Raw genomic sequence first — 26,089 nt, forward strand, 5'->3', positions numbered from 1 at the left:
TTGAAGGGAAAATGGATTTTCGTAGCTTTTGCTGCTTCCTTTGGGACGATGGCCGCCTTTTTTCATTTTCATTGGATCGTGATCACAGCTAGTGTTATATTTTTAGTTTGGGTTTCATTGAAGGAAAGCCCGTCCCTTAATCTGTTTATCATTTGTATGTCCGCAATGTGTATATTTGCGTTTTTTTACAAATGGACAGATGATCATAATGAAACAAAGCTGTCCGGTATGGAAAATGAGTTAGCAGGTATCATTCAAACGATTCCTGTCATTGACGGGGATCGTTTATCCTTTACCTTTCAATTGCATACAAAAGAAAAAGTCAATTTATCCTACATCATAAAAACAAGTGAGGAAAAGGATTGGCTACAACAATTACAAGTTGGTATGAGTTGTAAACTTTCAGGGAAATTAGAAACACCAAATCCAGCTAGAAATTTTTACGGTTTTAATTATCAGCAGTTTCTTCACTATAAAAGGATCCATTGGATCTTTACTCCAGATAGCTTTCGCCCCCTTGACTGTCAGTCATCTTCTTCAATGAAATTTCTCTTACAGAAATGGCGTGCATCAGAGCTTACGTATATTAAAGAACATTTTCCTGAAAATTCAATTGGATTCGTGCAAGCGTTGATTTTTGGAGACCGACAAGAAATAAGTCCGACAATTGAGGAAGATTTCCAACAATTTGGACTAGTACATCTGTTGGCTATCTCTGGATCACATGTTGTTCTGATGGTGGCAGTTATCTTTTATATCTTTGTGCGCTTAGGACTAACGCGCGAGAAGGCGTTCTTATTATTAATAGTGCTCCTGCCTTTTTATATGGTGCTTGCCGGTGGCTCTCCGTCCGTTGTAAGAGCGTGCTTAGCGGCCTTGCTTGTACTAGGAGCCATGCAATTCAAGCTGAGATTTCATCCTTTAGATGCACTAAGCTTCGTATTCCTGCTTATGATATTGGTTGAACCCTATTACATCACAGACATCGGTTTTCAGCTTTCCTTTTTGGTAAGTTTTTCATTAATCGTTTCTGCTTATACGATTATGAAAATCTATGAAAGCTATTGGCAGCAGTTGTTTATTGTAACAATGATTGCCCAAATTTCATCCCTTCCCCTTGTCCTACTTTATAATTTTGAAATATCATTAGTAAGTTTGCCGTTAAATTTAATCTTTGTTCCGTTAGTATCGATTATCATCCTGCCCGTTTCGATCGTTTCATTATTTATTTTATATGTATCGAAAACGCTTGCCATCATTCCGCTTTCCATTCTTTCCACTATTATTGATTTTTCGATCAAAATTCTTGACCTAACAAAGAACCTTTCAACTTTTGCTTTGGCATTTGGAAAGCCTGAAGAATGGCTCTTACTTGTTTATTATGTTGTCATTATTTATTTTTTTATAAGCTGGGAAAAGCATAAACGAATGTTGAAAGCAAAAAGAGCGCTGCTCCTTTTGCTTCTAGTCTTTGTCTACCATTGGTTCAGCCCATACATTTCAAATGAGGGTAAGGTTACGATGATTGATGTGGGCCAGGGAGATAGTATCCTAATTGAACTCCCCTTTAGAAAAGCTGTGTATTTAATTGACACAGGAGGCATTGTCAATTTTTCAGAGAAAAAGGAATGGCAACAACGGAAGAAAAAATTTGAAGTAGGTGAAGATATTATAACGCCTCTACTTAAAGCAAAAGGTATTCGGAGTATTGATAAATTAATTTTGACACATGGTGATTTGGATCATATTGGTGGAACTGAAGCTGTGCTCAATCATTTCAATGTAAAAGAAATCATAACCAACAATAAGAAAAATGAGAGCAGTAAGAGCAAAGAAGAAATACAATTATATCGACTAATGGACGAAAAAAACATTCCGATTAAAGAAGTTAAAACAGGTGATTTTTGGAAAAATGGTGATTTTACCTTTTATATTCTAGGGCCCATTGGAAATGAAGATAGTCAAAATAATCAATCCATTGTCCTTTATACGACACTTGGGGGAAAACGGTGGTTGTTTACAGGGGATTTGGAGAAGGAAGGGGAAAGTCAACTATTACGGCGCTTTCCTAATTTACAAACTGATTTCATAAAAATTGGTCACCATGGTAGCAATACCTCTACTTCAACAGCTTTTCTCGAACAATTAAATCCAAAACTAGCCCTTATCTCTGTTGGAAAAAATAATCGTTTCGGGCATCCGCATCCGGAAGTCATCGGCACTTTGCATGACCATCAGATTGGGATTTTAAGGACAGATAAAAATGGTGCAATCTGTTATCAATTTATTGGGAATAAAGGAACCTTTGAATGGAAACTTCCATAATATAAATAAAGACTATAACAAAAGCCTGGAAAAGAAAAAAGACTGCCAAAGCAGCAGTCCTTTCTCTAACGTTTGCACTTGTATGTACTTCTTCACTTACCCAACAAGTTTAATAACAGTACCAATGATAAAAATTGTTACAAAAAATCCAAAAGAAGCTCCAAAACCTACAGCAGAGTCAATGGCATCGTTTCGTTTGCTTTGGACATTTTTTTCAAACTCGTTCATTTGAATCCCTCCCACTTTGACCATTTTAGTATAAGCTAATATATAAAAAAAATCTACTTAATTAAAGAAAAGACATAATTTGTTTTTCCCTTTGTTGACAAGAGTTGTCACCTATATGTTGATGCAATTTAGTACATGATAACATTACAAAGTTACAATCGTTGAATGGTAAGAATCCCGGGGCTTACTATTTAACGTTTATTATAAAGAGAGGAGTTGAATAATTCAACTCCTCTCAAGTTATTCACCTCAATTGTCATATACTTGTCAAAATAGCTGCAACCGTCTAGCATAGAGTTATCGTTAAATTTTGAGGTGAATATACCATGTCTACGGGAAGTGAAATACATAAAAAGGTAAAAAAAGGGCAAATAGCACCCCTTTATTTGCTGTATGGACAAGAAGAATTTTTAATAGAAGAATTGTTAAATCAAATTGTCAACGCTGTGTTATCAAGTGAAGAAAAAGAGTTTAACCTTTCTGTTTTTGATATGAACGAGGAAGCAATTGAGACGGCTATTGAAGATGCCGAAACATTGCCGTTTATCGGTGAAAAACGCGTTGTCATTATTAAAGATCCTGTTTTTTTAACAGGGCAAAAAGAAAAAAGTAAGGTGGACCATAACCTTGCGAGACTTGAACAATATCTAGAATCTCCGTCGCCCGATACGACAGTTATCTTTACTGGAAATTATGATAAATTGGATGAAAGAAAAAAGATTGTCAAGCTACTGAAGAAAAATGGCGAAACCTTTCATGCTTCTCTTATGGATGAGAAGGCTATTAGTGCTTGGGTAAGGAATAGAGTAACGGCAGAAAACAAAGAAATTGATGACGGGTCAATTCACCTTCTCCTTCAGCTTGTTGGACCAAAATTAATGTTACTCTCAAATGAAATCGATAAATTAATGGTCTATGTTGGCGAAGATCGAGTGATTGATCAAACCGTTATTAAAAATCTTGTCCCACGGACATTGGAACAAAATGTTTTTTCTCTTATTGATCGAATTGTCAAAAGGAATACAGAAGAGGCGTTACTATTTTTTTATGATCTACTAGAGCAAAAAGAAGAACCGATAAAAATACTATCCCTATTAGCTACGCAATTCCGGCTAATCTATCAGGTGAAGGAATTATATAAACGGGGGTATGGCCAAAACCAAACAGCAGGCTACCTTAAAGTTCATCCGTTCCGCGTAAAGCTTGCTGGTGAACAGGCAAATGGGTTCACTGAAGAGGAACTGCAGAACATCATGAATCATTTGGCGGATATTGATTACAAAATGAAAACAGGAAAGATGGATAAAAAACTATTATTGGAACTATTTATTTTACAAATAAATAAGTAAAGAAAAAAAGAAGCGTTATTATGAAACGCTTCTTTTTGAATGCTTACGCATTTAGTTCGTTTAATTTTTTAGCTAAACGTGATTTTTGACGAGCCGCAGTATTTTTATGGATAAGACCTTTACGAGCAGCTTTATCTAGCTTTTGAGAAGCTGTAACAAGTGCGCTTTTTGCAGTTTCTACATCGTTATTAACAACAAGTGTTTCAACTTTTTTAACAGCTGTACGCATGTCAGATTTAATAGAAATGTTTTGAGCACGGCGTCCTTCGTTTACTTTAACGCGTTTAATAGCAGATTTAATATTTGGCATTCCTTTCACCTCCTGATAAGCCGATTAGGCTTTACATAGAACAAACAGTATTTTATCAAAATGCTACATTTATTGCAATACCTTCGTGATGTGAAAAAAATACGCATGATTTATTTTTTAATCGGATAAGCTAAATTTTAACAATAACTAACAGTGCAACTAAGGGGGATTCTATCATGAAGCAATCGCTAGATTTATCCAAATATAATGTTCGAACAGACTTAGCTATTGAAGCTCATGAAATGGTTGTTGAACAAAGGCGTAAAGAGGATGCGAATCTATCAACTATCGAAGGTGTAATTGTCAAGGAAAGAAAAGACGGGAATGTAAAAATATCGAAGGTTGAAATTACGGAAGCGGGTGCAAAAGCTGTTGGCAAAAAGTCCGGTAATTATTTGACGCTTGAGGTGCAAGGGATTCGTGAACAGGATACAGAACTGCAGGATGAGGTCCAAAAGGTATTTGCAAAGGAATTTAGCGAATTTATGAAGCAAATTGGAATTAAGGATGAGGATAGCTGCCTTGTAGTTGGCTTAGGAAACTGGAATGTTACGCCAGATGCCCTTGGACCGATTGCCGTTGAAAACTTACTAATTACGAGACATCTCTTTGCCTTGCAGCCTGAAACAGTCCAGGACGGCTTTCGCTCAGTTAGCGCGATTGCACCAGGTGTGATGGGGATTACCGGAATTGAAACAAGTGATATTATCAAAGGCGTGATTGAAAAGTCAAAACCTGATTTTGTAATTGCAATCGATGCACTGGCGGCTCGCTCAATTGAAAGGGTCAATGCGACGATTCAAATTTCTGATACAGGCATTCATCCTGGGTCCGGTGTAGGAAATAAACGAAAGGAATTAAGTAAGGAATCCTTAGGCATTCCTGTTATTGCAATTGGGATACCGACAGTTGTTGATGCGGTATCGATTACAAGTGATACGATAGATTTTATTTTAAAACATTTTGGACGCGAACTTAAAGAAGGCAATAAGCCTAGCAGATCTTTGGCCCCAGCTGGTTTAACCTTTGGAGAGAAAAAGGTACTAACGGAGGAAGATTTGCCAGGGAATGAGGAACGTCGTTCTTTTCTTGGCTTGGTTGGCACCCTTCCGGATGAGGAAAAACGTAAATTAATTTATGAGGTGTTATCCCCTCTTGGACATAATTTAATGGTTACACCAAAGGAAGTGGATGTATTTATTGAGGATATGGCTAATGTCATCTCAGCCGGGTTGAATGTCGCCCTTCACTATGAAGTGGATCAAGATAATATCGGATCCTATACACATTAGGCTTGTCCAAGATTTAAAACTCTAGCTGTTCTATCTCTCTAAGCTTGAACATACATTTTAGTAGAGAAGCTTTCGAGGGGGGTTTAGAGTTTGCGGAATTTAATGATTTCATTTAATGGAACTACGATTGTTAAACCTATCATTATGATTACCATTTCAACGATGGTCATGTTCGTCATTGCCGGGATGCTGACAGCTCTTAAACCTGAATTGAGAATATCTTCGTCATCTATTAATCAATGGAGCCGGCAATTGGATACTAATTTCTATGTTCATTTACTTGGGTTTGAAAATCAGTATTTTAAGCAGGAAATTGATGAAAAGAATAAGCAACCGATTAGTTTAAGTACGCTTGCATTTGAATTAGCCACTAGTATTAATCCGAAAGATCCGCGTAGTTTACTCGGGAGAGAACTGCCTGGTTTTTCCCTATTTGATGGTGAAATCATCGTTGCCGGTAAAGGTACAAACTATACAACTATGCCTTATGAATCATCACCGCCGATGGAAGTGCTCTTGCAGGAGCGGGAGGCTTCGATAGAAAGTTTAGAAAAACTCGATGAGCCTGACAATGCTACACCGCCGGCGTTAACAACGAATGGGAAAAAAGTTGTCTATATTTACACAACCCATTCGCGTGAATCTTACTTACCACACTTACCGGAAGGAACAAAATCAGACGAAGCGTATTCTCGTGATATGAATGTCGTAACTGTCGCGGGGAAACTGAGCAAAGAATTAGAAAAGAAAGGAATAGGTGTTCAGTTTGATCACACGGATTATACAAAGGTTTTATCGGATAAAGGGTTGAAATATCCTCAATCCTATGACGTTTCTAGACCAGCCATTAAAGAGGCGATGGCGACAAATCACGATTTGGAATATTTTATAGATATTCATCGCGATTCCCAGAATCATAAAATCACGACAGCAAAAATAAATGGAAAAGATTATGCAAGAACAGTATTCATTATTGGTGGCGAGCATGCAAATTACGAGAAGAATTTAAAGCTTGCAACTGACTTGCATCACCTATTGGAGGAAAAATATCCGGGCTTAAGCCGCGGTGTTACGAAAAAGCAAGGTGCGGGCACAAATGGCAAATTTAATCAAGACCTATCTAAGAATGCAATTTTGATTGAAATGGGCGGCCCGGAAAACTCATTGGAGGAAGTATACCGCACAACGGAAGCAATAGCTGAAATCTTCAGCGAGTACTATTGGCAAGCCGAAGAAGTAAATCGATAGAAGGGATTACCAATGACAAAATTTATATTAAAATTCTTTCTTTTATTTATTATCTTATTTTTTGGTGTTCTTCTTGGAATGCAAGAGGCCAATCAAGGCCTTTTGCAAATGAAAGGCTTTGACGACAATAGTTACGGCCAGGCGTTTCATATTAAGAAAAATGCTACCGGAGAAGTAGAAGCGGCTGTGCTTGGTCAAGAAATTACCTCACATGATATTGAAGAAAAGCAAAAAAAATTAGAAGAAATGAAGGCCTTTCATATTATTGCAAATATGGGTGAAAGATTAGCAAACATGCTCACGAATTTGTTTCAACAGCTGGTAAAATTGCTCGTTATCTCACTTGATAAGGCTCTAGCAATTTTAGGTTAGGAAGCAGGCAACCGTCCCCTGCTTCCTTTTTTTATTGTCTAGCTCCAGCTCCCAGCGACTAGTAAACTTCGCCCACCTCCCTGCGATAAGTCAACATCGGCTCTCTCCGCTCACCGTGTTTCCTTTATCTCAGTCGATGTGCTCCAGTTTATACGTCACTGAACGGTCGCTTTCGCTTTTCTTTTAATTGAATAACTTTCCTAATATTGATATAATCAATTTCAGTGTAATTTTGCTCACATTAGTAGGGGTGGTTGTTTAATGAATAAAGAAACGAGACATGAGCGTCAAAAACGGATTCGCAACTTTTCGATTATTGCTCATATCGACCATGGGAAATCCACATTAGCAGATCGGATTCTAGAGAAGACTAGTACTATTTCCCAACGTGAGATGAAGGATCAAATTCTTGACGCTATGGATTTAGAGCGGGAACGTGGCATAACAATAAAGTTGAATGCAGTTCAATTATTATATAAAGCTAAAGATGGCAACGAATATATTTTCCACTTAATTGACACCCCTGGGCATGTTGACTTTACATATGAAGTGTCAAGAAGTTTAGCAGCCTGTGAAGGGGCCATTCTTGTTGTTGACGCCGCGCAGGGGATTGAAGCGCAAACATTAGCAAATGTTTACTTAGCATTGGACAACAATCTTGAGATTTTGCCTGTGATAAATAAAATCGATTTGCCAAGTGCTGACCCTGAGCGGGTGCGTAAGGAAATCGAAGATGTAATTGGTCTTGATGCCTCAGAAGCTGTGCCTGCTTCAGCAAAGGCTGGTATTGGCATAGAAGAAATTTTAGAGCAAATCGTCGAAAAGGTGCCAGCACCAACAGGCGACCCTGATGCCCCGTTTAAAGCATTGATTTTCGACTCACTTTATGATTCATACCGCGGTGTTGTAACCTATATCCGTGTTGTTGATGGGACTGTAAAGGTCGGAGATAAAATCAAAATGATGGCAACCGGTAAAGAGTTTGAAGTCAATGAAGTTGGCGTTTTCACACCGAAGGCCGTTCCACGTGATGAACTAACAGTCGGTGATGTTGGCTTTTTAACCGCATCCATCAAAAATGTCGGCGATACGAGAGTCGGGGATACGATCACGAGTGCGAAAAATCCTGCTTCCGAAGCATTACCAGGATACCGTAAGCTTAACCCGATGGTGTTCTGTGGCTTATATCCAATCGATTCCAAGGATTATAATGACTTGCGGGAAGCATTAGAAAAATTACAGTTAAACGATTCCTCTTTACAATTTGAAGCTGAGACATCACAAGCACTTGGATTTGGCTTCAGATGTGGATTTTTAGGGTTGCTCCATATGGAGATTATTCAAGAGCGGATTGAGCGTGAATTTAATATTGATTTAATTACAACGGCACCAAGCGTTATATACAAAGTTAAGCTTACGAACGGTGAAGAATTAACCGTTGAAAATCCCTCAAAAATGCCTGATCCACAAAGTATTGATGGCGTTTTTGAACCATATGTAAAAGCCGCCATCATGGTGCCAAATGAATATGTTGGTTCAGTAATGGAATTATGTCAAAATAAGCGTGGTACGTTTATCGATATGCAATACCTTGATGAAAATCGTGTCAATATTACCTATGACTTGCCATTATCGGAAATTGTCTATGATTTCTTTGATATATTGAAATCAAGCACAAAGGGATATGCATCCTTTGACTATGAACTAATCGGTTATAAGCAATCTAAGTTAGTAAAAATGGACATTTTATTGAACGGCGAGCAAGTTGATGCCTTATCCTTTATTGTCCATCGCGATTTTGCCTATGACCGTGGTAAAGTCATTGTCGAAAAATTGAAGGAGCTAATCCCAAGACAACAATTCGAGGTTCCTGTTCAGGCGGCAGTCGGCACAAAAATTGTCGCTCGTTCAACGATTAAATCGATGGGGAAAAACGTTCTTGCCAAGTGCTATGGCGGTGACATTTCCCGTAAACGTAAACTGTTGGAAAAGCAAAAAGAAGGTAAAAAACGGATGAAGCAAGTAGGCTCTGTTGAAGTACCACAAGAAGCGTTTATGGCCGTACTTAGAATGGATGACAATAAAAGTAAATAATTGAAGGGGTGACTGCTGCAGTCATCCTTTTTTTCTAAGTAAGCATAACATGCAATATTCTATATCTATCTCAGAAAGTAGTTGGTTTTCATGGTGAAATCTGTATATCTTCATATTCCTTTTTGTGAGCATATTTGTCATTATTGTGATTTCAATAAATTTTATAAGAAAAACCAGCCGGTAATGGATTATTTAAAAGCAATGGAAATAGAAATGGAACATACGCTCCAAAAATTTGAAACTAAGGAAATAAAGACAATTTTTGTTGGCGGTGGTACTCCGACTTCACTTTCAACAAGAGAGTTGGATTATTTTTTAAATGGGATTCTTACACATTTTGGAAGCTTCATAAGTGAAAAAAACGAATTTACATTTGAAGCCAACCCAAGTCATTTATCAAAAGAAAAACTGTTATTATTGCGGGAAGCGGGTGTCAACCGGATTAGCTTCGGGGTCCAGGTGTTTGATGATGATCTTCTAGAAAAAATAGGACGGACACATCGAGTTCGGGACGTCTTCCAGACGATTGATTTAGCCAAAGAAGTCGGCTTTCAAAATATAAATGCTGATTTAATCTATAGTTTACCGGGGCAAACGATTGAAAGTTTTAAAGATACCTTAAAACAGGCATTTACACTTGATATCGAGCATTTTTCAGGGTATTCTCTGCAAATCGAACCGAAAACTGTTTTTTATAATTTACAGCGAAAAGGGAAACTTAGTCTTCCTAAGGAGGAAGATGAGGTCGAAATGTATTCGACTTTAATAGAAGAAATGGCACTTCACGGCTATGAGCAATACGAAATCAGTAATTTCGCAAAGCGAGGCTTCGAGAGTAAACATAATGTAACATACTGGAGCAATGAAGAATATTTTGGTATAGGTGCAGGCGCCCATAGCTATGTGAACGGTGTGCGCAGGGCAAATGCGGGTCCGCTTAATCAATATATCTCGCTCATTAAGGAAAAAGAATTTCCTTATATAGAAGAACATGTTGTAACGAAGCGCGAAAAAATGGAGGAAGAAGTTTTTCTTGGTCTTAGAAAAACAGCAGGAGTTTCAAAAGCAGTGTTTCACCGTAAATTTGGGCAGGAACTACATTCTGTTTTTGGAAATGAAATTATTGAACAAGTACAAAAAGGATTACTTGAAGAGACAACAGAAGCTATAAAACTTACAAGGAAAGGTTTATTTTTAGGGAATGAGGTGTTCCAATCATTTCTAGCGTAGGCTTTTTTATATAAATTTGTAATCACCTCTGATATTGACAATATACGTTCTCTTTTGGTAACTTATTATATAGATTTAGCACTCGCAAGATAAGAGTGCTAACAGAGGTGACTATTCTATGCTAACAGATCGTCAGCTGTTAATTTTGCAAGTGATTATTGATGATTTTATTCGCTCTGCACAAGCTGTTGGCTCTAGGACAATAGCCAAAAAGGAAGATATTTCATTTAGTCCAGCAACGATTCGCAATGATATGGCAGATTTAGAGGAAATGGGATACATTGAAAAACCCCATACGTCCTCAGGGCGCATTCCTTCAGAAAAGGGATACCGTTTTTATGTTGATCACTTGTTATCACCTTCAGCATTAAATCGGGAGGAATTAGCTTCCATTCGTTCGCTTTTTGATAGTAAAATTTATGAAATCGAAATGGTTGCTAAAAAGTCCGCCAAGCTACTTTCCGAGTTTACGAACTATACAACGATTGTATTGGGTCCTGAGCATCTAGAAACTCGCCTAAAGCAAATCGAAATTATTCCGCTAAACCGGGAAAGTGTTGTTGCCATTATTGTTACCGATACTGGGCATGTTCAACACAAAGCATTTCAAGTACCAGTGGGACTTGATCCTTCTGTATTAGAAAAGCTTGTTAATATCCTAAATGAGCGACTAAAAGGATCCACAATAATTGAACTCACAGAGAAGATTCAAAAAGAATTACTAGGTGTAATCAAACAAAATCTATACGACCATGATCGCGTTTTTGATTTAATCAGCAACATATTCGGCCATAAAAAAACTGAAAAAGTTTTTTACGGCGGTAAAACAAATATGTTTTCACAACCTGAGTTCAATGATATTCAAAAAATACGATCATTGCTGTCCGTGATTGAACAAGAAAGTGTTATTTATAATTTGTTCAAAACAAAGGATGCTGGGATATCTGTAAAAATAGGTCAAGAAAACCAACTAGAAGAAATGCAAGATTGCAGTGTAATCACGGCAACGTATTCCGTCGGAAATGAACCAATGGGTACGATCGCTATTTTAGGTCCGACAAGGATGGAATACTCGAGGGTGATCTCACTCTTAAACATCTTCACTCAAGATTTAACGAAGGCATTAACTTCCTTGTATCAAAATGAAAAGTAATGGTCATATTGGTAAAGGGAAGATTGATAGAAAGCGATGATTTCGCTTTTCTATTTACATAAAAAAGCTAGTTTGCGGGAGGTGAACCGAATGGTTGATAAAGACTATTCGCAAAAGGAAGAAAATACAAATGAAGAAAATGCAACACGAGTAGCCGAAGAATCTATTACAAATGAAGTTGGTGCAGATTCTATCGAACAGCAAATAGATGAACAACAAGAGCATGTTGAAAATATAGAAGATGCTGCTGAACTTACGAACGAACAGCAGGAAATCGAAAGACTACAACAAGAACTAGAAGAAAAACAAAACCGCATTCTTCGTATGCAAGCAGACTTTGAAAATTACCGACGCCGAGTCCGATTAGATGAAGAGGCTGCAGTTAAATATCGTGCCCAAAGCTTGATTGAGAACATCCTGCCAGCTCTTGATAATTTTGAGAGAGCTTTAAACATTGAGGCAAAGGAAGATGAAACAAAGCAGATATTAAAAGGTATGGATATGGTCCATCGCCTGTTGCTCGATGCCTTGAAGTCTGAAGGATTAGAAAGAATTGAAGCTGTTGGTAAAGAATTTGACCCTAACTTCCACCAAGCTGTTATGCAAGTGGAGGATGCTAACTTTGATTCAAACATTATCATCGAGGAATTTCAAAAAGGTTATATTTTGAAGGACAGAGTTATTCGCCCAACAATGGTCAAAGTTAATCAGTAAAGCTTTGTAAATAAAATAGGATACATGTATTGAATAAAGAGGAGGACATTTTTCATGAGTAAAATCATTGGTATTGATCTAGGAACAACAAACTCTTGTGTTGCTGTAATGGAAGGCGGAGAACCAAAAGTTATTCCAAATCCTGAAGGAAACCGTACAACACCATCAGTTGTCGCATTTAAAAGTGGTGAACGTCAAGTTGGCGAAGTAGCAAAACGTCAATCAATCACAAATCCAAATACAATTTTATCAATCAAACGCCATATGGGAACAGATTATAAGGTTGATATTGAAGGTAAAGCATACACACCGCAGGAGATTTCGGCCATTATTTTGCAACACTTAAAATCCTACGCGGAACAATATTTAGGGGAGCCTGTAACAAGAGCAGTTATTACAGTACCTGCTTACTTTAATGATGCTGAGCGTCAAGCTACAAAGGATGCTGGTAAAATCGCTGGTCTTGAAGTTGAACGTATCATTAACGAGCCAACAGCAGCTGCGCTTGCTTATGGACTTGATAAAGAAGATGAAAACCATACAATTTTAGTATATGACCTTGGCGGCGGCACTTTCGACGTTTCCATTTTGGAACTCGGCGATGGTATTTTTGAAGTAAAATCAACAGCTGGGGACAATCGTCTTGGTGGGGATGATTTCGACCAAGTGATTATCGATTACTTAGTAGCTGAATTCAAAAAAGAAAACGGCATTGACCTTGGTAAAGATAAAATGGCTTTACAACGCTTAAAAGATGCTGCTGAGAAAGCAAAAAAAGACTTATCAGGTGTAATGACAACACAAATTTCATTGCCATTTATTACAGCTGGTGAAGCTGGTCCATTACATTTAGAAATGACATTGACACGTGCTAAATTTGATGAGCTTACATTACATTTAGTTGAAAAAACAATGGGTCCTGTACGCCGCGCTATTTCGGACGCCGGAGTTTCTAAGAGTGAAATTGATAAAGTAATCCTTGTAGGTGGCTCAACACGTATTCCAGCAGTAGTCGAATCTATTAAAAAAGAAATTGGAAAAGAACCAAGTAAAGGTGTTAACCCAGATGAAGTTGTTGCCCTTGGTGCTGCAATCCAGGGTGGTGTATTAACTGGTGATGTAAAAGATGTTGTCTTACTAGACGTAACACCACTTTCATTGGGTATTGAAACAATGGGCGGTGTATTTACAAAGTTAATCGACCGTAATACAACGATTCCAACAAGTAAATCACAAATTTTCTCAACAGCTGCAGATAGTCAAACAGCTGTAGATATCCATGTACTTCAAGGGGAACGTCCAATGGCTGCAGACAACAAGACATTAGGCCGCTTCCAATTAACTGATATTCCGCCAGCACCACGCGGCATTCCACAAATCGAAGTTTCTTTCGATATTGATGCGAATGGTATTGTAAATGTGCGTGCAACTGACAAAGGAACAGGTAAAGAACAATCAATTACAATTCAATCATCTACAACTTTATCTGATGATGAAATCGACAGAATGGTAAAAGAAGCTGAAGCAAATGCTGAAGCCGATAAACAACGTAAGGAAGAAGCAGAACTCCGCAACGAAGCTGACCAATTAGTCTTTATGACTGATAAAACAATTAAAGATCTTGGCGACAAGGTTGACGGGGCTGATAAGAAAAAGGCTGAGGATGCAAGAGATGCATTGAAACAAGCGATTGAAAAGAATGATGTGAACGAAATCCGTGCGAAAAAGGATGCTTTACAGGAAATCGTTCAACAGCTTTCAGTTAAGCTATATGAGCAAGCAGCCCAAGCTAATCAGGCTGGCGATGCTAACGCGAAAGACGACAATGTTGTAGATGCTGAATTTACGGAAGTAAATGAAGAAGCTAAAAAATAATAAACTTTATTCATGATGCTGAATAAAGTTAAAGTATAAAGGTCAAAGTCAGGGCTGTCTTGGCTTTGACCTTTTCATTTGAACTAACCATACTAAAAATGATATTATAATCTTTATGCGGTGTAGATTAGATCGGGAAATTCGGGAGTGGATATTGTATGAGTAAACGAGACTATTATGAGGTCCTCGGAGTTGCGAAGGAGGCCACTAAAGACGAAATAAAAAAGGCCTATCGGCAGCTTGCAAGAAAATATCACCCAGATGTAAACAAAGAAGCGGATGCTACTGAAAAATTTAAAGAAATCACAGAAGCCTATGAGGTTTTAAGTGATGACTCAAAGCGTGCGCAATATGATCGCTTTGGCCATGCAAACCCAAATCAAGGTGGATTTGGCGGTGGCTTTGAAGGTGCCGACTTTGGCGGATTTGGTGATATTTTCGATATGTTTTTCGGTGGTGGATCAAGAAGGCGTGATCCAAATGCTCCAAGACAAGGTGCTGATCTTCAATATACGATTGTATTAGATTTTAAAGAAGCAGCCTTTGGGAAAGAAACAGATTTGGAAATTCCAAAAGAAGAAGAATGCGATACTTGTCACGGCAGTGGTGCTAAGCCCGGAACGAAGCCCGAGACATGTACTCATTGTAACGGAACCGGGCAGCTCAATATGGAGCAAAACACACCATTTGGTCGCATTGTAAATCGCCGTGCATGCCATTATTGTAATGGTACCGGTAAAATGATTAAAGATAAGTGTTCGACTTGTGGCGGAACTGGCAAAGTGAAAAATCGCAAAAAAATTCACGTTAAAATACCTGCCGGCGTTGATGAAGGACAACAACTGCGTGTTTCCGGTCAAGGCGAGCCGGGTGTTAATGGAGGACCTCCAGGGGATTTATATGTGGTCTTTCATGTGAAGCCCCATGAATTTTTTGAACGCGATGGGGAAGATATTTACTGTGAAATGCCAATTACCTTTGTTCAAGCAGCGCTTGGAGATGAAATTGAAGTACCGACACTGCACGGCAAAGTAAAATTAAAGATTCCTGCTGGAACGCAAACCGGAACTAATTTCCGCTTAAGAGGAAAAGGTGTTCCAAATGTCAGAGGGTATGGCCAAGGGGATCAACATATTAAAATTCGTGTTGTCACACCAACAAAACTTACAAATCGCCAAAAAGAACTACTTCGTGAATTAGCTGAAATTGATGGAAAAGAAGGTTCTTCCGACCATGATGATAGTTTCTTTGCGAAAGTGAAAAGAGCTTTTAAAGGTTAATAATCAATAAAGAGGCTGTTTCAAAATGTGACATAACACACATTCAAGCATGGAGTTTTTATAGTATCCTGTATGGATGTCAGTCACCTTTTGAGACAGCCTTTAAACAAATAAAAAAGCGAGTGTTTAAAATGAAATGGTCTGAAATGAGTATACATACAACACAAGAAGCAGTTGAGGCAATTTCTAATATTCTCCATGAAGCGGGTGCCGGTGGGGTCGCAATTGAGGATCCAGCTGATTATAAAAAGGTCAGGGAACAACAATTTGGAGAAATTTATGCTCTTAATCCAGCTGATTATCCTGAAGAAGGTGTGATTGTAAAAGCTTATCTTCCAGTAACTGATTCTTTTGACGAAACAGTACAATCCATTAAAGCTGAGATTCATAAACTTGTGGAATATGGAATTGATTTAGGTTTTAATACAATTAAAATAAATGAAGTAAACGAGGAAGATTGGGCGACAGCCTGGAAGCAATACTATCATCCTGTCAACGTTTCCGAACGGGTGACGATTGTTCCAACATGGGAAGAATATGAGCCGGTAAAGAGCGATGAAATCATCGTTGAGCTAGACCCAGGCATGGCTTTTGGAACAGGGACACATCCGACAACAGTCATGTGCATCCAAGCCCTTGAAAAGGTGATGCCAAAGGATGCCCATGTAATAGATGTTGGAACGGGATCGGGCGTACTAAGTATTGTAGCAGCAAAATTAGGGGCAAAGAAGGTTGATGCCTATGACCTTGATGAAGTGGCTGTTAACAGTGCAAGGGCAAATATAGAAGTGAATCATGTACAGGATATTGTTTCCGCTCGACAGAATAATCTGTTGGAAAATATTGACCAAAAGGCAGATTGCATTGTAGCGAATATACTTGCAGAAATTATTTTGCTTTTCGTTGATGATGCTGCTAAAAAAGTGAAAAAGGGAGGATTCTTTATTACATCGGGAATCATTAATAGTAAAGAGGCAGAGGTAAAGAAAAGTCTCGTAAACGCTGGCTTTGAAATCGAGGAGACTTTGAAAATAGACGATTGGGTAGCAATCATCGCTAAAAATAAATAATAGCATTGTAGGTGAAAACCTGTGCAAAGATATTTTGTGAAAAATGAGCAGATTAAGGAAAACATTATAACAATTTTAGCAGAGGATGCCCATCATATTTCGCGGGTTATGAGGATGAAACCTGGAGGTGGGATCATTTGCTGTTCCGAGAATGGACGGGTTGCCCTCTGTGAAATCCAAGAAATAACTGATGACTTTGTTTCTGTAACTATAGTAGAATGGTTAGATGAGAATAAGGAGTTACCTGTATTCGTTACAATTGCCCAAGGTCTGCCGAAAGGTGATAAGTTAGAGCTGATTGTCCAGAAGGGAACTGAATTGGGAGCATCTTGCTTTCTACCCTTTTTTGCATCACGCTCTATTGTGAAGTGGGATGAAAAAAAGGGAAGAAAAAAGGTTGAGCGCCTTGAAAAGATTGCGAAAGAAGCAGCAGAGCAATCACATCGGACAATGGTTCCAGAAATTAAAAATCCAGTCGATTTAAAAACACTTTTAGAGTCTAGCAAGGAATACACCTATAAAGTTGTTGCGTATGAGGAAGATGCGAAAATTGGCGAAAAAAGCAACCTATCTTCTATTCTTCGTAAGCTTACACCAAATGATTCCTTATTAGCCGTCATTGGACCTGAGGGCGGTTTGTCCGAAGAAGAAGTAACAAGCTTGCGCGAACATGGTTTTGTAACCTGTAGTCTAGGCAAAAGAATATTAAGAACAGAAACAGCCCCTTTATACTTACTAGCAGCTGTTTCCTACCATACTGAATTATTGGGGTGATTTTATGCCAACAGTGGCTTTTCATACATTAGGTTGTAAAGTGAATCATTATGAAACAGAAGGAATCTGGAAGCTATTTGAAGAAGCTGGATATGAACGTACAGACTTTGAGAAAATGGCGGATGTTTATATTATTAATACATGTACTGTAACAAATACTGGTGATAAAAAAAGTCGCCAGATTATTAGACGGGCCATCCGTAAAAATCCTGATGCGGTCGTGGCTGTGACAGGCTGCTACGCACAAACGGCACCTGCAGAAATCTTAGAAATTCCTGGTGTTGATATTGTCATCGGTACACAAGACCGTGTCAAATTGCTTGATTATGTTCGCCAGTATGAAAAAAATCGCGAACCGATTAATGGCGTTGGAAATATTATGAAGGCGAGAGTTTTTGAGGAACTGGATGTTCCATCCTTTACTGATAGAACGCGGGCATCATTAAAAATCCAAGAAGGCTGCAACAATTTCTGTACTTTTTGCATTATTCCATGGGCACGTGGACTATTACGCTCACGTTTACCAGAGGATGTCGTTAAGCAAGCACAGCAATTAGTTGATGCCGGCTATAAAGAAATTGTCCTAACAGGTATTCACACTGGCGGATATGGAGAAGATTTAAAGGATTATAACTTTGCAATGCTTTTACGTGAATTGGACCAAAAGGTTGTTGGTTTAAAACGAATCCGTATTTCTTCAATTGAAGCTAGCCAAATTACTGATGAAGTGATTGAGGTATTAGACAAGTCAGATAAGATTGTTCGTCATTTGCATATTCCATTACAATCTGGCTCTAACTCTGTCTTAAAGCGGATGCGCCGGAAATATACAACAGAGTTCTTCGTAGACCGTCTTAATAGACTGAAAGAAGCTCTTCCAGGGTTGGCTATTACATCTGATGTGATTGTTGGATTTCCTGGTGAGACAGAAGAAGAGTTCATGGAAACCTATAATTTAATCCGTGATAACAAGTTCTCTGAATTGCATGTTTTCCCTTATTCAAAACGTACTGGTACCCCTGCAGCCCGGATGGAAGATCAGATTGACGAGGAAATCAAAAACGAAAGAGTACACCGCTTAATTTCGTTATCAGATCAATTAGCAAAAGAATATGCTTCTAATTACGAAGGTGACATTCTTGAGGTGATTCCGGAGGAACAATTTACAGAAGAAACCGACCGTAATGACCTTTATGTTGGCTATACTGACAATTATATGAAAGTTGTATTTCCTGGAACAGAAGATATGATTGGCCAAATTGTCAAGGTGAAGATCATAAAGGCTGGATATCCATACAATGAAGGCGAATATGTCAGTGTCGTTACAGATGAGATAGAAGATGAAGTGAAAATTAGCTGATTGGCTTAAATACGCTTATACTGATTATAATAAGACAGCAAGGTTGTGAACATTCTACCTTGCTGTTTTTTTAACATTTACATAATAAATAGTAGGATGGAAAGGATGAATACAGATGACAAATAATATTGCCAAGATGATTGACCATACAGCTTTGAAGGCCAATACAACGAAGGAACAAATTGTTACGCTATGTGAAGAAGCAAAGCAATTTGGCTTTTTCTCAGTTTGTGTAAATCCGACTTGGGTAAAAACTGCCGCTGAGTTATTAAAAGGATCCGATGTGAAGGTTTGTACAGTAATTGGTTTTCCCTTAGGAGCAACAACTTCAGCAACAAAAGCATTTGAAACAAAGGATGCGATAACAAATGGTGCTGCAGAAGTGGACATGGTAATTAACCTCGCTGCGCTTAAAGATCAGGAAAATGAAATAGTGGAACAGGATATTAAGGCGGTTGTGGATGAAGCTCATGATAAAGCACTTGTAAAAGTAATCATTGAAACAAGTCTATTAACAGATGAGGAAAAAGTTCGTGCATGTAAGCTTGCAGTTAAAGCAGGAGCAAATTTCGTGAAAACATCCACCGGATTTTCAACAGGCGGCGCAACCGTTGAAGATATTAAACTGATGCGTGAAACGGTTGGCCCTGATATTGGTGTAAAGGCTTCCGGAGGTGTTCGTGACCGTGAAGGAGCATTGCAGATGATTGAAGCGGGGGCAACTAGAATTGGCGCTAGCGCCGGCATCGCCATTGTGAAAGGTGAAGGGGCTAATAATTCCGGTTATTAATAGTGGTAACTTTTATAAATATCACCATGAAAAATCCAATAGGCTCTCTATTTGGTGATGATAAAACGTAAATATCAACACGAAACGGCTCACAGTTCCAATTTAGTGGTAGGAAAACTGCGAGGTCTCCTGCATGCCATTCGGCCTACACATGCTACCCATGAACACGCATAATAAACCGGGCCAACAATCCGGCGAGCGGTAGAGCTATCATAGACGATAAAACGTTGAAAATAACACTGACATGGGCTAGCTGTACATCAGGGAGGCTAGTGAGCGTAGACGCTGCTATGCCAAGGGATTTTATAAATGGAAAGAATAAGATTACCCCGAATATGTTTAACCAAATATGGGCATAGGCAGCTAATTTAGATTCAACATTAGCACCAATGCTGGCAATAAAGGCCGTCACACAGGTACCGATATTGGCACCAAGAACGATTGCAATTCCCGAAGATAATGTTACTAAATTTTCGCTCATAAAGCCCATAATAATCCCAGTCGTAGCCGTACTAGATTGGATGACCGCTGTCAATAACGTGCCGAGTCCAATCCCAATTAGGTTATTTTGGTTTGATAACTCAATGGATGAATGAATGACAGGAATGGATGATAGTGGTTTTGCAAGATTCTCAAATCCATTCATCGCTACGAAAAGACAGCCTAGACCGAATAGGATCGCACCAATATTAAAAGACAGCAAGTTTCTTGTGAATAATAATAGTGCGCCGATAATTAGTAATGGCATAATCGCATAGTAAATGATATCAATGGTAATAAATTCTGTCGTTAATGTCGTACCAATATTTGTTCCTAGGATTATTCCTATGGACTGTTTAAAAGTTAATAACCCAGCAGCAATGAAGCCGATTGTAATAACCATAACAGCTGAGCTACTTTGCAAGATGGCTGTAATGATTGTGCCGATTAACATTCCTTTTAAAGGCGTGTCTGTCATGCTTACTAGAGCCTTTCGAAGCTTTTGATGAGATAAATTATAAAGCCCAATTCTCATGACAGTCATCCCATATAAAAAAATTGCAATAAAAATTGCAAATAATGTAAGAATTTCCATCATTTTTAGGTCACCATCCTTACCACCCATTGTATGGACAGGAGGCCATGGACATGACTTCGATTTTTCGACATTAAAAAAAAGAGAAGTTTTCGTTACATTCAACTTATTGAATTTTATATAAATAGTTGAAAAAACGTTGCCTATATTATATAATGGCAAAAGACATGTCTTGTGAAATTGATAGATATACTAATGTATGACTTCAAAGAAATTGACTTCATAAGTCAAGGAATAAAACATGTCTTGTGTGTTATCGGTTTTTTGGAGGGAGGGAAAAGTTTATGTCAACGACTCGCGTTCGTAAAAATGAATCACTTGAGGATGCTCTACGTCGATTCAAAAGATCCGTTTCTAAAAGTGGAACACTTTCTGAAGCAAGAAAACGTGAATTCTACGAGAAGCCTAGTGTAAGACGTAAGAAAAAATCAGAGGCTGCAAGAAAGCGTAAGTTTTAAGAGAGGGTGTTATTTATGAGTCTTCTTGAGCGTCTTACTGACGATATGAAGCAAGCGATGAGAGATAAAGATAAAGAAAAATTATCTGTTATCCGTATGGTAAAAGCTGCTCTTCAGAACGAAGCAATTAAGCTTGGTCATGAATTATCTGATGAAGAAGAGCTTACTGTTTTAAACCGCGAATTAAAACAGCGTAAAGACTCCCTCCTTGAGTTCGAAACTGCTGGTCGCAGCGACTTGGCTGATAAACTTAAAGTTGAAGTTGAAATATTGATGGTTTATATGCCTGAACAGCTGAATGAAGCTGAACTTGAAGAAATTGTGAAACAAACAATTTCGGAAACGAATGCTTCTTCAAAAGCTGAGATGGGCAAGGTGATGGGTGCGATTATGCCAAAGGTAAAAGGTAAAGCCGATGGCTCATTAGTGAATCGTCTTGTCTTAAAACATTTATCTTAATATGTTTAAATAAAGGGGCTGTTTCCAAACTATCTAGCATCTTTGATACCAATGCTTATGTACATTGGTGGCTGATGCTAGGTATGTTTTGGAACAGCCTCTTTTTATACTGATAAGAAAGATTAATATTGCCTTTTTTGAAACTTTTCAAGGAACAAATCCGTATAACATAACATAGGTATGAGTTTAGTGGAAAGGAGGGTGTATGTGGCGTTAAAATTATATATAAATAAATTATTTGCAATCACTTCATTGTTCTTTTTTTTGTTTATTCTTCTTTCACAAGTAATCTCAGTACAAGCAAAATCAAACGAAATTGTTTATTTTATTCCAGTTGAAAAAACAGTTGAACAAGGGCTGGGTGCCTTTCTTGAACGGTCGATACAGGAAGCGGAAAGCATCGGGGCAAGCCGCATCGTATTGGAGATGAATACCCCTGGAGGAGCAGTTGATGCTGCAATGGATATTGCAAAGAGTTTACGCGAGACGGAGATTCCGACAATCGCTTTTATCAATAAAAGTGCGTTGTCAGCAGGCGCCTACTTAGCGTTAAACGCGGATGAAATCGTCATGGTCCCTCATTCAACGATGGGTGCTGCAGGAATCATAGATGCAGAAGGGAATACTGCAGGGAAAAAAGCGGAGTCCATGTGGCTAGCTGAAATGAAGGCCTCAGCGGAACTGAACCATCGTGATCCGATTTATGCGATGGCCATGGCGGATGAAACAATTGATTTACCAAAGTATGGGGCTGGAAAGGGTAGATTCTTAACATTGACTGCAGAGCAGGCGCTTGAGGTTGGCTACGCTGAGAAAATTGTTAATACGCGTTCTGAGCTGCTTGATTATTTAGGACTTCCAGATGCAACAATCAAGCAAATGGAAGAAAGCTTTGCAGAAAAATTAGCTCGCTTTATAACAAACCCGATTGTCGTGCCTATTTTGTTGACAATTGGAAGTTTAGGACTTGTCATTGAGCTTTATACGCCTGGTTTTGGTTTTCCTGGGATTATGGGATTATCTTCGTTGCTCTTGTTTTTCTACGGCCACATGATAGCGGGGTTTGCTGGTATGGAATCAATAATATTAGTAATAGTTGGGATTGTTTTAATCATTCTTGAGTTTTTTGTTCCCGGGGGAATCATGGGAATCCTCGGTATCGTTTCGATTATTGCAAGCCTGTTGCTTGCGGCGAATAATATTGAGCACATGATATACTCCATCTTAATCGCTTTAGTTGTGACGATTATTGCGATGGTGATCTTGTTTAGACGCTTCGGTTATGAAAAGGGAATTTTCAGGCGTGTCATTCTATTTGATTCAACAAGTAGTGAGAAAGGCTATGTTTCTAATTTAACCCGTTCCGATTTAATTGGGATGGAGGGAATTACGATTACACCTTTGCGTCCGTCGGGAACGGCTGTTTTTAATGATGAGAGATTGGACGTCATCACGGAAGGAAGTTTTATTAATAGTAATAAAAAGGTGGAAATAATAAAAGCTGAAGGCTCACGAATTATTGTTCGCGAAATAAAAAATGAAATGGAGGAAAAGTAAGGATGCAAGGGATCATATTTATATTATTAATTGTTGGCCTCATTATTATCGCACTATCGGTACTTTTTACGTTTGTACCCGTTATGTTATGGATTTCTGCGTTAGCCTCTGGCGTTCGAGTCAGTATTTTTACGTTAATTGGAATGAGGTTGCGTCGTGTTATTCCTAGTCGTGTTATTAACCCGTTGATTAAAGCGGTAAAAGCAGGGCTGAACTTAAGTACAAACCAACTGGAAAGCCATTATCTCGCTGGTGGTAATGTTGACAGGGTTGTTAATGCCTTGATTGCAGCACACCGTGCTAATATTGAACTGACATTCGAGCGTGGGGCAGCGATTGACCTTGCCGGTCGTGATGTGTTGGAAGCAGTGCAAATGAGCGTTAACCCGAAAGTGATTGAAACACCATTTATTTCTGGGGTGGCGATGGATGGTATCGAAGTAAAGGCAAAAGCAAGAATAACAGTTCGTGCCAATATCGATCGTCTTGTCGGTGGTGCGGGTGAAGAAACGGTTATTGCTCGTGTTGGTGAAGGCATAGTTTCAACAATAGGAAGTCAAGTGGATCATAAAAAAGTATTAGAAAACCCAGATATGATTTCGCAGACAGTATTAACAAAGGGTCTTGATGCTGGGACGGCTTTTGAAATATTATCGATTGATATTGCTGATATTGATATCGGTAAAAATATCGGTGCCGGTCTGCAAACCGATCAAGCCGAAGCAGATAAGAAGATTGCCCAAGCAAAAGCGGAAGAGCGTCGGGCGATGGCTGTTGCTCAAGAACAAGAGATGAAAGCAAAAGTGGAAGAAATGAAAGCAAAGGTTGTAGAGGCAGAAGCACAAGTACCGCTTGCTATGGCTGAAGCGCTTCGTTCTGGAAACATCGGTGTGATGGACTATATGAATATTAGAAATATTAGCGCTGATACGGATATGCGTGATTCCATTGGTAGAATATCGAAAGACGAAGAAGGGATGTAAGAATGGATTCATTTTTTGAATTTATATTCGGAAATCTCGGTTTTTTGGTTATCGTAATTGGTGCTATTGTAAGCATACTTAAGCGCAAAAACCAAAATCAAAAACAGCGGCCTATGGATAAAAGAGTTAAACCATTTATCCCACCATTAGGAGACTTATTTGAGGAAATAAAAAAAATTGATGTGGAACAAAAACAAAAGCCAACCGTTTATACGTCAGCAAAACGAGCGCCACGATTTAAGGAGGTCGCTCCGCAAAAAGTTGATGTAGCGCCTAAATATATAGAAGAAGTAGAGACTAACCCTTATATTGAAAAGTTGCATGAAATAGAAAATACTAAAAATTATATCCATGTTGACACTGCTCCGATTCATACAAAAAAAGTAACACATCCTGTCATAAACAAGAAAGCAATTAACAAAAAAGAGGTAATCAATGGTGTGATGTGGGCAGAAATTCTTGGTCCGCCACGTGCCAGAAAAAAACATTCCTATACCTATCTTAAAAGAGGCTAAGCATCCGCTTAAAGCCTCTTTTTTTGTGCTAAAATAAGCCGTTTCTACATAAACATGGAAGGAGAGGAGGTCCTGCTGATGAGAAAATTGAGACAACAAATAAAAAGATGGGTAACACAAAAAATGGAACTTCCTGCAGATGTTATGATGGATCTCCCGCGGATCACGATGATTGGCCAAATTCATATATATATAGAAAATCACCGCGGGCTACTCCAGTTTTCAGATAAAGAATTACGTCTACTTTTAAAACAAGGACAGTTGCTTGTGAAAGGTGAGCAATTTGTTCTTAGAACTATGCTTCCAGAAGAAATCTTACTAGAAGGAAAAATATCCCAAGTTATCTATTTAGACGAACCTGGTAAATAAGGGAAGGAGATACTATCGAATGAAAAATAAATGGACCAACTATTTTTCAGGCTATGTCAAAATAAAAGTGACTGGAAAATTAATTGAACCATTCTTAAATAATTGTGTAAGAGCGAACGTCATGATTTGGGATTTAAAAAGGCAAGGAACAACTACTGTTACAGGCTATTTAATGCTCGAGGATATACATAAATTGCGAAAAATTATTCGAAAAAGCGATTGTAAACTAGAATTTGTTGGACGTATTGGAATGCCGTTTTTAATAAAGAAAATGATTAAAAATAGCGGCTTTATTATTGGAATTATCGCTGCTTTTGTAGTCACCATCTTGTTATCGAATATGGTTTGGAATATTGAAGTAACCGGGGCAAATCCAAAGTTGGAGCATGAACTACGAAAAGAACTAACTTCGATGGGAATTAAGCGCGGGACATTGCAATTTTCCCTTCCGAATAACGAAGACATTCAAAGCGAATTGATGGAAAGACTTGCGTCAATAACCTGGGTAGGTGTCCGCCTAAATGGTACGACCTATCATTTTGAAGTGGTTGAAAAAAAAGTGGCGGAAGAGCCGGAATTTCTTAGTCCCAGACATTTAGTGGCGAAGAAAAAAGCTGTTATTTATGATTATTTTGTTGAACAAGGACAACCTATTATCAAAGTGAATGATTTTGTAAAACCGGGTCAAGTTCTTGTAAGAGGGATTATTGGCAAAGAAGGAAATACAGAAATTATTGCAGCAAAGGGTAAAATTTTTGGCGAAATTTGGTACAAGTCTCATATCGTGATTCCGTTGGAAACAGTTTTTCATGTATATACCGGAAACAGTTTCACAAAATATTACCTTGAAATATTTAAGTTGAAAATTCCGATTTGGGGATTTGAAAAAAATGTGTATGCCACTTACAAAGTTGATGAAATAGATAAACAGGTTAAATTTTTAAAATGGAATTTACCGATTGTTTATAAAAAGCAAGTGACACGGGAAGCGGAAGAACATATTCGAAAATACGATAAAAAAACCGCTATTTCAGTTGCAAAAAAAACGGCTCGAAACGCCTTAAAGGCAAAAATTGGAGAGGATGCCATAATTAAGGGAGAAAATGTTTTGCACCAGACAGTAGACAATGGTAAAGTAAAATTAATGATACACTACCAAGTAATTGAAGATATCGCATTACCACAACCTATTATTCAAGGAGACTAAAT

Annotated in this window: 25 protein-coding genes; 22 read left to right on the top strand and 3 right to left on the bottom strand. The window is 38.3% G+C overall.

The features are described from left to right. A complete protein-coding gene (locus ACNQFZ_RS16635) occupies positions 1-2,325 on the top strand; it encodes a DNA internalization-related competence protein ComEC/Rec2 (protein WP_458412435.1) in 2,325 nt (774 codons plus the stop codon). 96 nt (positions 2,326-2,421) lie between these two features. On the opposite strand, the gene ACNQFZ_RS16640 is transcribed toward ACNQFZ_RS16635, so the two are convergent. After that, positions 2,422-2,553 (bottom strand): YqzM family protein, encoded by a 132-nt coding sequence (locus ACNQFZ_RS16640; RefSeq protein WP_458412436.1) that lies wholly within the window; start codon positions 2,551-2,553, stop codon positions 2,422-2,424. Positions 2,554-2,879: 326 nt separating this feature from the next. Here ACNQFZ_RS16640 and holA point away from each other — a divergent pair, with 326 nt between their 5' ends. Next, the gene (gene holA, locus ACNQFZ_RS16645; protein ID WP_458412437.1) at positions 2,880-3,902 is read left to right on the top strand and encodes a DNA polymerase III subunit delta; all 1,023 of its coding nucleotides are present in this window, start codon (positions 2,880-2,882) and stop codon (positions 3,900-3,902) included. Between the two features lie 43 nt (positions 3,903-3,945). Here the strand turns inward: holA and rpsT are convergent, their stop codons facing one another. Next, positions 3,946-4,212: a 30S ribosomal protein S20 gene (rpsT, locus tag ACNQFZ_RS16650; protein WP_458412438.1), complete on the bottom strand. Its 267-nt coding sequence runs from the start codon at positions 4,210-4,212 to the stop codon at positions 3,946-3,948. A 176-nt stretch (positions 4,213-4,388) separates the two neighbouring features. Between rpsT and gpr the strand changes: the two genes are divergently transcribed. From gpr to deoC, 13 genes are all read left to right on the top strand, one after another. Beyond that, a complete protein-coding gene (gene gpr / locus ACNQFZ_RS16655; RefSeq protein WP_458412439.1) occupies positions 4,389-5,504 on the top strand; it encodes a GPR endopeptidase in 1,116 nt (371 codons plus the stop codon). A gap of 102 nt (positions 5,505-5,606) precedes the next feature. After that, positions 5,607-6,752, top strand: a complete 1,146-nt coding sequence (spoIIP, locus tag ACNQFZ_RS16660) for a stage II sporulation protein P (protein WP_458415422.1) — start codon at positions 5,607-5,609, stop codon at positions 6,750-6,752. A gap of 12 nt (positions 6,753-6,764) precedes the next feature. Continuing rightward, positions 6,765-7,124, top strand: coding sequence for a DUF3679 domain-containing protein (locus ACNQFZ_RS16665; protein ID WP_458412440.1), 360 nt, complete (start codon positions 6,765-6,767; stop codon positions 7,122-7,124). A gap of 261 nt (positions 7,125-7,385) precedes the next feature. Then, positions 7,386-9,218, top strand: a complete 1,833-nt coding sequence (gene lepA / locus ACNQFZ_RS16670) for a translation elongation factor 4 (protein WP_458412441.1) — start codon at positions 7,386-7,388, stop codon at positions 9,216-9,218. Positions 9,219-9,308: 90 nt separating this feature from the next. Beyond that, a complete protein-coding gene (gene hemW, locus ACNQFZ_RS16675) occupies positions 9,309-10,448 on the top strand; it encodes a radical SAM family heme chaperone HemW (protein ID WP_458412442.1) in 1,140 nt (379 codons plus the stop codon). Between the two features lie 118 nt (positions 10,449-10,566). Then, positions 10,567-11,601 carry a heat-inducible transcriptional repressor HrcA gene (gene hrcA, locus ACNQFZ_RS16680; protein WP_458412443.1) on the top strand — a complete coding sequence of 345 codons (1,035 nt, stop codon included), beginning with the start codon at positions 10,567-10,569 and terminating at the stop codon, positions 11,599-11,601. Positions 11,602-11,691: 90 nt separating this feature from the next. Beyond that, the gene (gene grpE, locus ACNQFZ_RS16685) at positions 11,692-12,315 is read left to right on the top strand and encodes a nucleotide exchange factor GrpE (RefSeq protein ID WP_458412444.1); all 624 of its coding nucleotides are present in this window, start codon (positions 11,692-11,694) and stop codon (positions 12,313-12,315) included. Between the two features lie 54 nt (positions 12,316-12,369). After that, positions 12,370-14,190 carry a molecular chaperone DnaK gene (gene dnaK / locus ACNQFZ_RS16690; protein WP_458412445.1) on the top strand — a complete coding sequence of 607 codons (1,821 nt, stop codon included), beginning with the start codon at positions 12,370-12,372 and terminating at the stop codon, positions 14,188-14,190. Between the two features lie 158 nt (positions 14,191-14,348). After that, complete coding sequence (gene dnaJ, locus ACNQFZ_RS16695) at positions 14,349-15,470, top strand: molecular chaperone DnaJ (RefSeq protein ID WP_458412446.1); 1,122 nt, start codon at positions 14,349-14,351, stop codon at positions 15,468-15,470. A 131-nt stretch (positions 15,471-15,601) separates the two neighbouring features. Beyond that, entirely contained in the window at positions 15,602-16,540 is a 939-nt protein-coding gene (gene prmA, locus ACNQFZ_RS16700; protein ID WP_458412447.1) for a 50S ribosomal protein L11 methyltransferase, read from the top strand. Positions 16,541-16,561: 21 nt separating this feature from the next. Next, the gene (locus ACNQFZ_RS16705; protein WP_458412448.1) at positions 16,562-17,314 is read left to right on the top strand and encodes a 16S rRNA (uracil(1498)-N(3))-methyltransferase; all 753 of its coding nucleotides are present in this window, start codon (positions 16,562-16,564) and stop codon (positions 17,312-17,314) included. 4 nt (positions 17,315-17,318) lie between these two features. Next, positions 17,319-18,674 carry a tRNA (N(6)-L-threonylcarbamoyladenosine(37)-C(2))-methylthiotransferase MtaB gene (mtaB, locus tag ACNQFZ_RS16710; protein WP_458412449.1) on the top strand — a complete coding sequence of 452 codons (1,356 nt, stop codon included), beginning with the start codon at positions 17,319-17,321 and terminating at the stop codon, positions 18,672-18,674. Positions 18,675-18,789: 115 nt separating this feature from the next. Then, complete coding sequence (gene deoC, locus ACNQFZ_RS16715; protein ID WP_458412450.1) at positions 18,790-19,464, top strand: deoxyribose-phosphate aldolase; 675 nt, start codon at positions 18,790-18,792, stop codon at positions 19,462-19,464. 154 nt (positions 19,465-19,618) lie between these two features. Here deoC and ACNQFZ_RS16720 read toward each other — a convergent pair whose 3' ends face one another. Continuing rightward, positions 19,619-20,542, bottom strand: coding sequence for a Na/Pi symporter (locus ACNQFZ_RS16720; protein ID WP_458412451.1), 924 nt, complete (start codon positions 20,540-20,542; stop codon positions 19,619-19,621). Between the two features lie 281 nt (positions 20,543-20,823). Between ACNQFZ_RS16720 and rpsU the strand changes: the two genes are divergently transcribed. The 7 genes from rpsU (at position 20,824) to yqfD (ending at position 26,087) form a co-directional block, all read left to right on the top strand. Continuing rightward, complete coding sequence (gene rpsU / locus ACNQFZ_RS16725; RefSeq protein ID WP_458412452.1) at positions 20,824-20,997, top strand: 30S ribosomal protein S21; 174 nt, start codon at positions 20,824-20,826, stop codon at positions 20,995-20,997. 15 nt (positions 20,998-21,012) lie between these two features. Continuing rightward, the gene (locus tag ACNQFZ_RS16730; protein ID WP_458412453.1) at positions 21,013-21,456 is read left to right on the top strand and encodes a GatB/YqeY domain-containing protein; all 444 of its coding nucleotides are present in this window, start codon (positions 21,013-21,015) and stop codon (positions 21,454-21,456) included. Between the two features lie 207 nt (positions 21,457-21,663). Next, the gene (locus tag ACNQFZ_RS16735; RefSeq protein WP_458412454.1) at positions 21,664-23,013 is read left to right on the top strand and encodes an NfeD family protein; all 1,350 of its coding nucleotides are present in this window, start codon (positions 21,664-21,666) and stop codon (positions 23,011-23,013) included. Positions 23,014-23,015: 2 nt separating this feature from the next. Further along, complete coding sequence (floA, locus tag ACNQFZ_RS16740) at positions 23,016-23,996, top strand: flotillin-like protein FloA (RefSeq protein WP_458412455.1); 981 nt, start codon at positions 23,016-23,018, stop codon at positions 23,994-23,996. 2 nt (positions 23,997-23,998) lie between these two features. Then, positions 23,999-24,511 (top strand): hypothetical protein, encoded by a 513-nt coding sequence (locus ACNQFZ_RS16745; protein WP_458412456.1) that lies wholly within the window; start codon positions 23,999-24,001, stop codon positions 24,509-24,511. 75 nt (positions 24,512-24,586) lie between these two features. Further along, a complete protein-coding gene (yqfC, locus tag ACNQFZ_RS16750) occupies positions 24,587-24,880 on the top strand; it encodes a sporulation protein YqfC (protein WP_458415423.1) in 294 nt (97 codons plus the stop codon). A gap of 19 nt (positions 24,881-24,899) precedes the next feature. Continuing rightward, positions 24,900-26,087, top strand: coding sequence for a sporulation protein YqfD (yqfD, locus tag ACNQFZ_RS16755; RefSeq protein ID WP_458412457.1), 1,188 nt, complete (start codon positions 24,900-24,902; stop codon positions 26,085-26,087). Positions 26,088-26,089 lie beyond the last annotated feature (2 nt).

Source organism: Schinkia acidoalkalinis, from assembly GCF_054301215.1.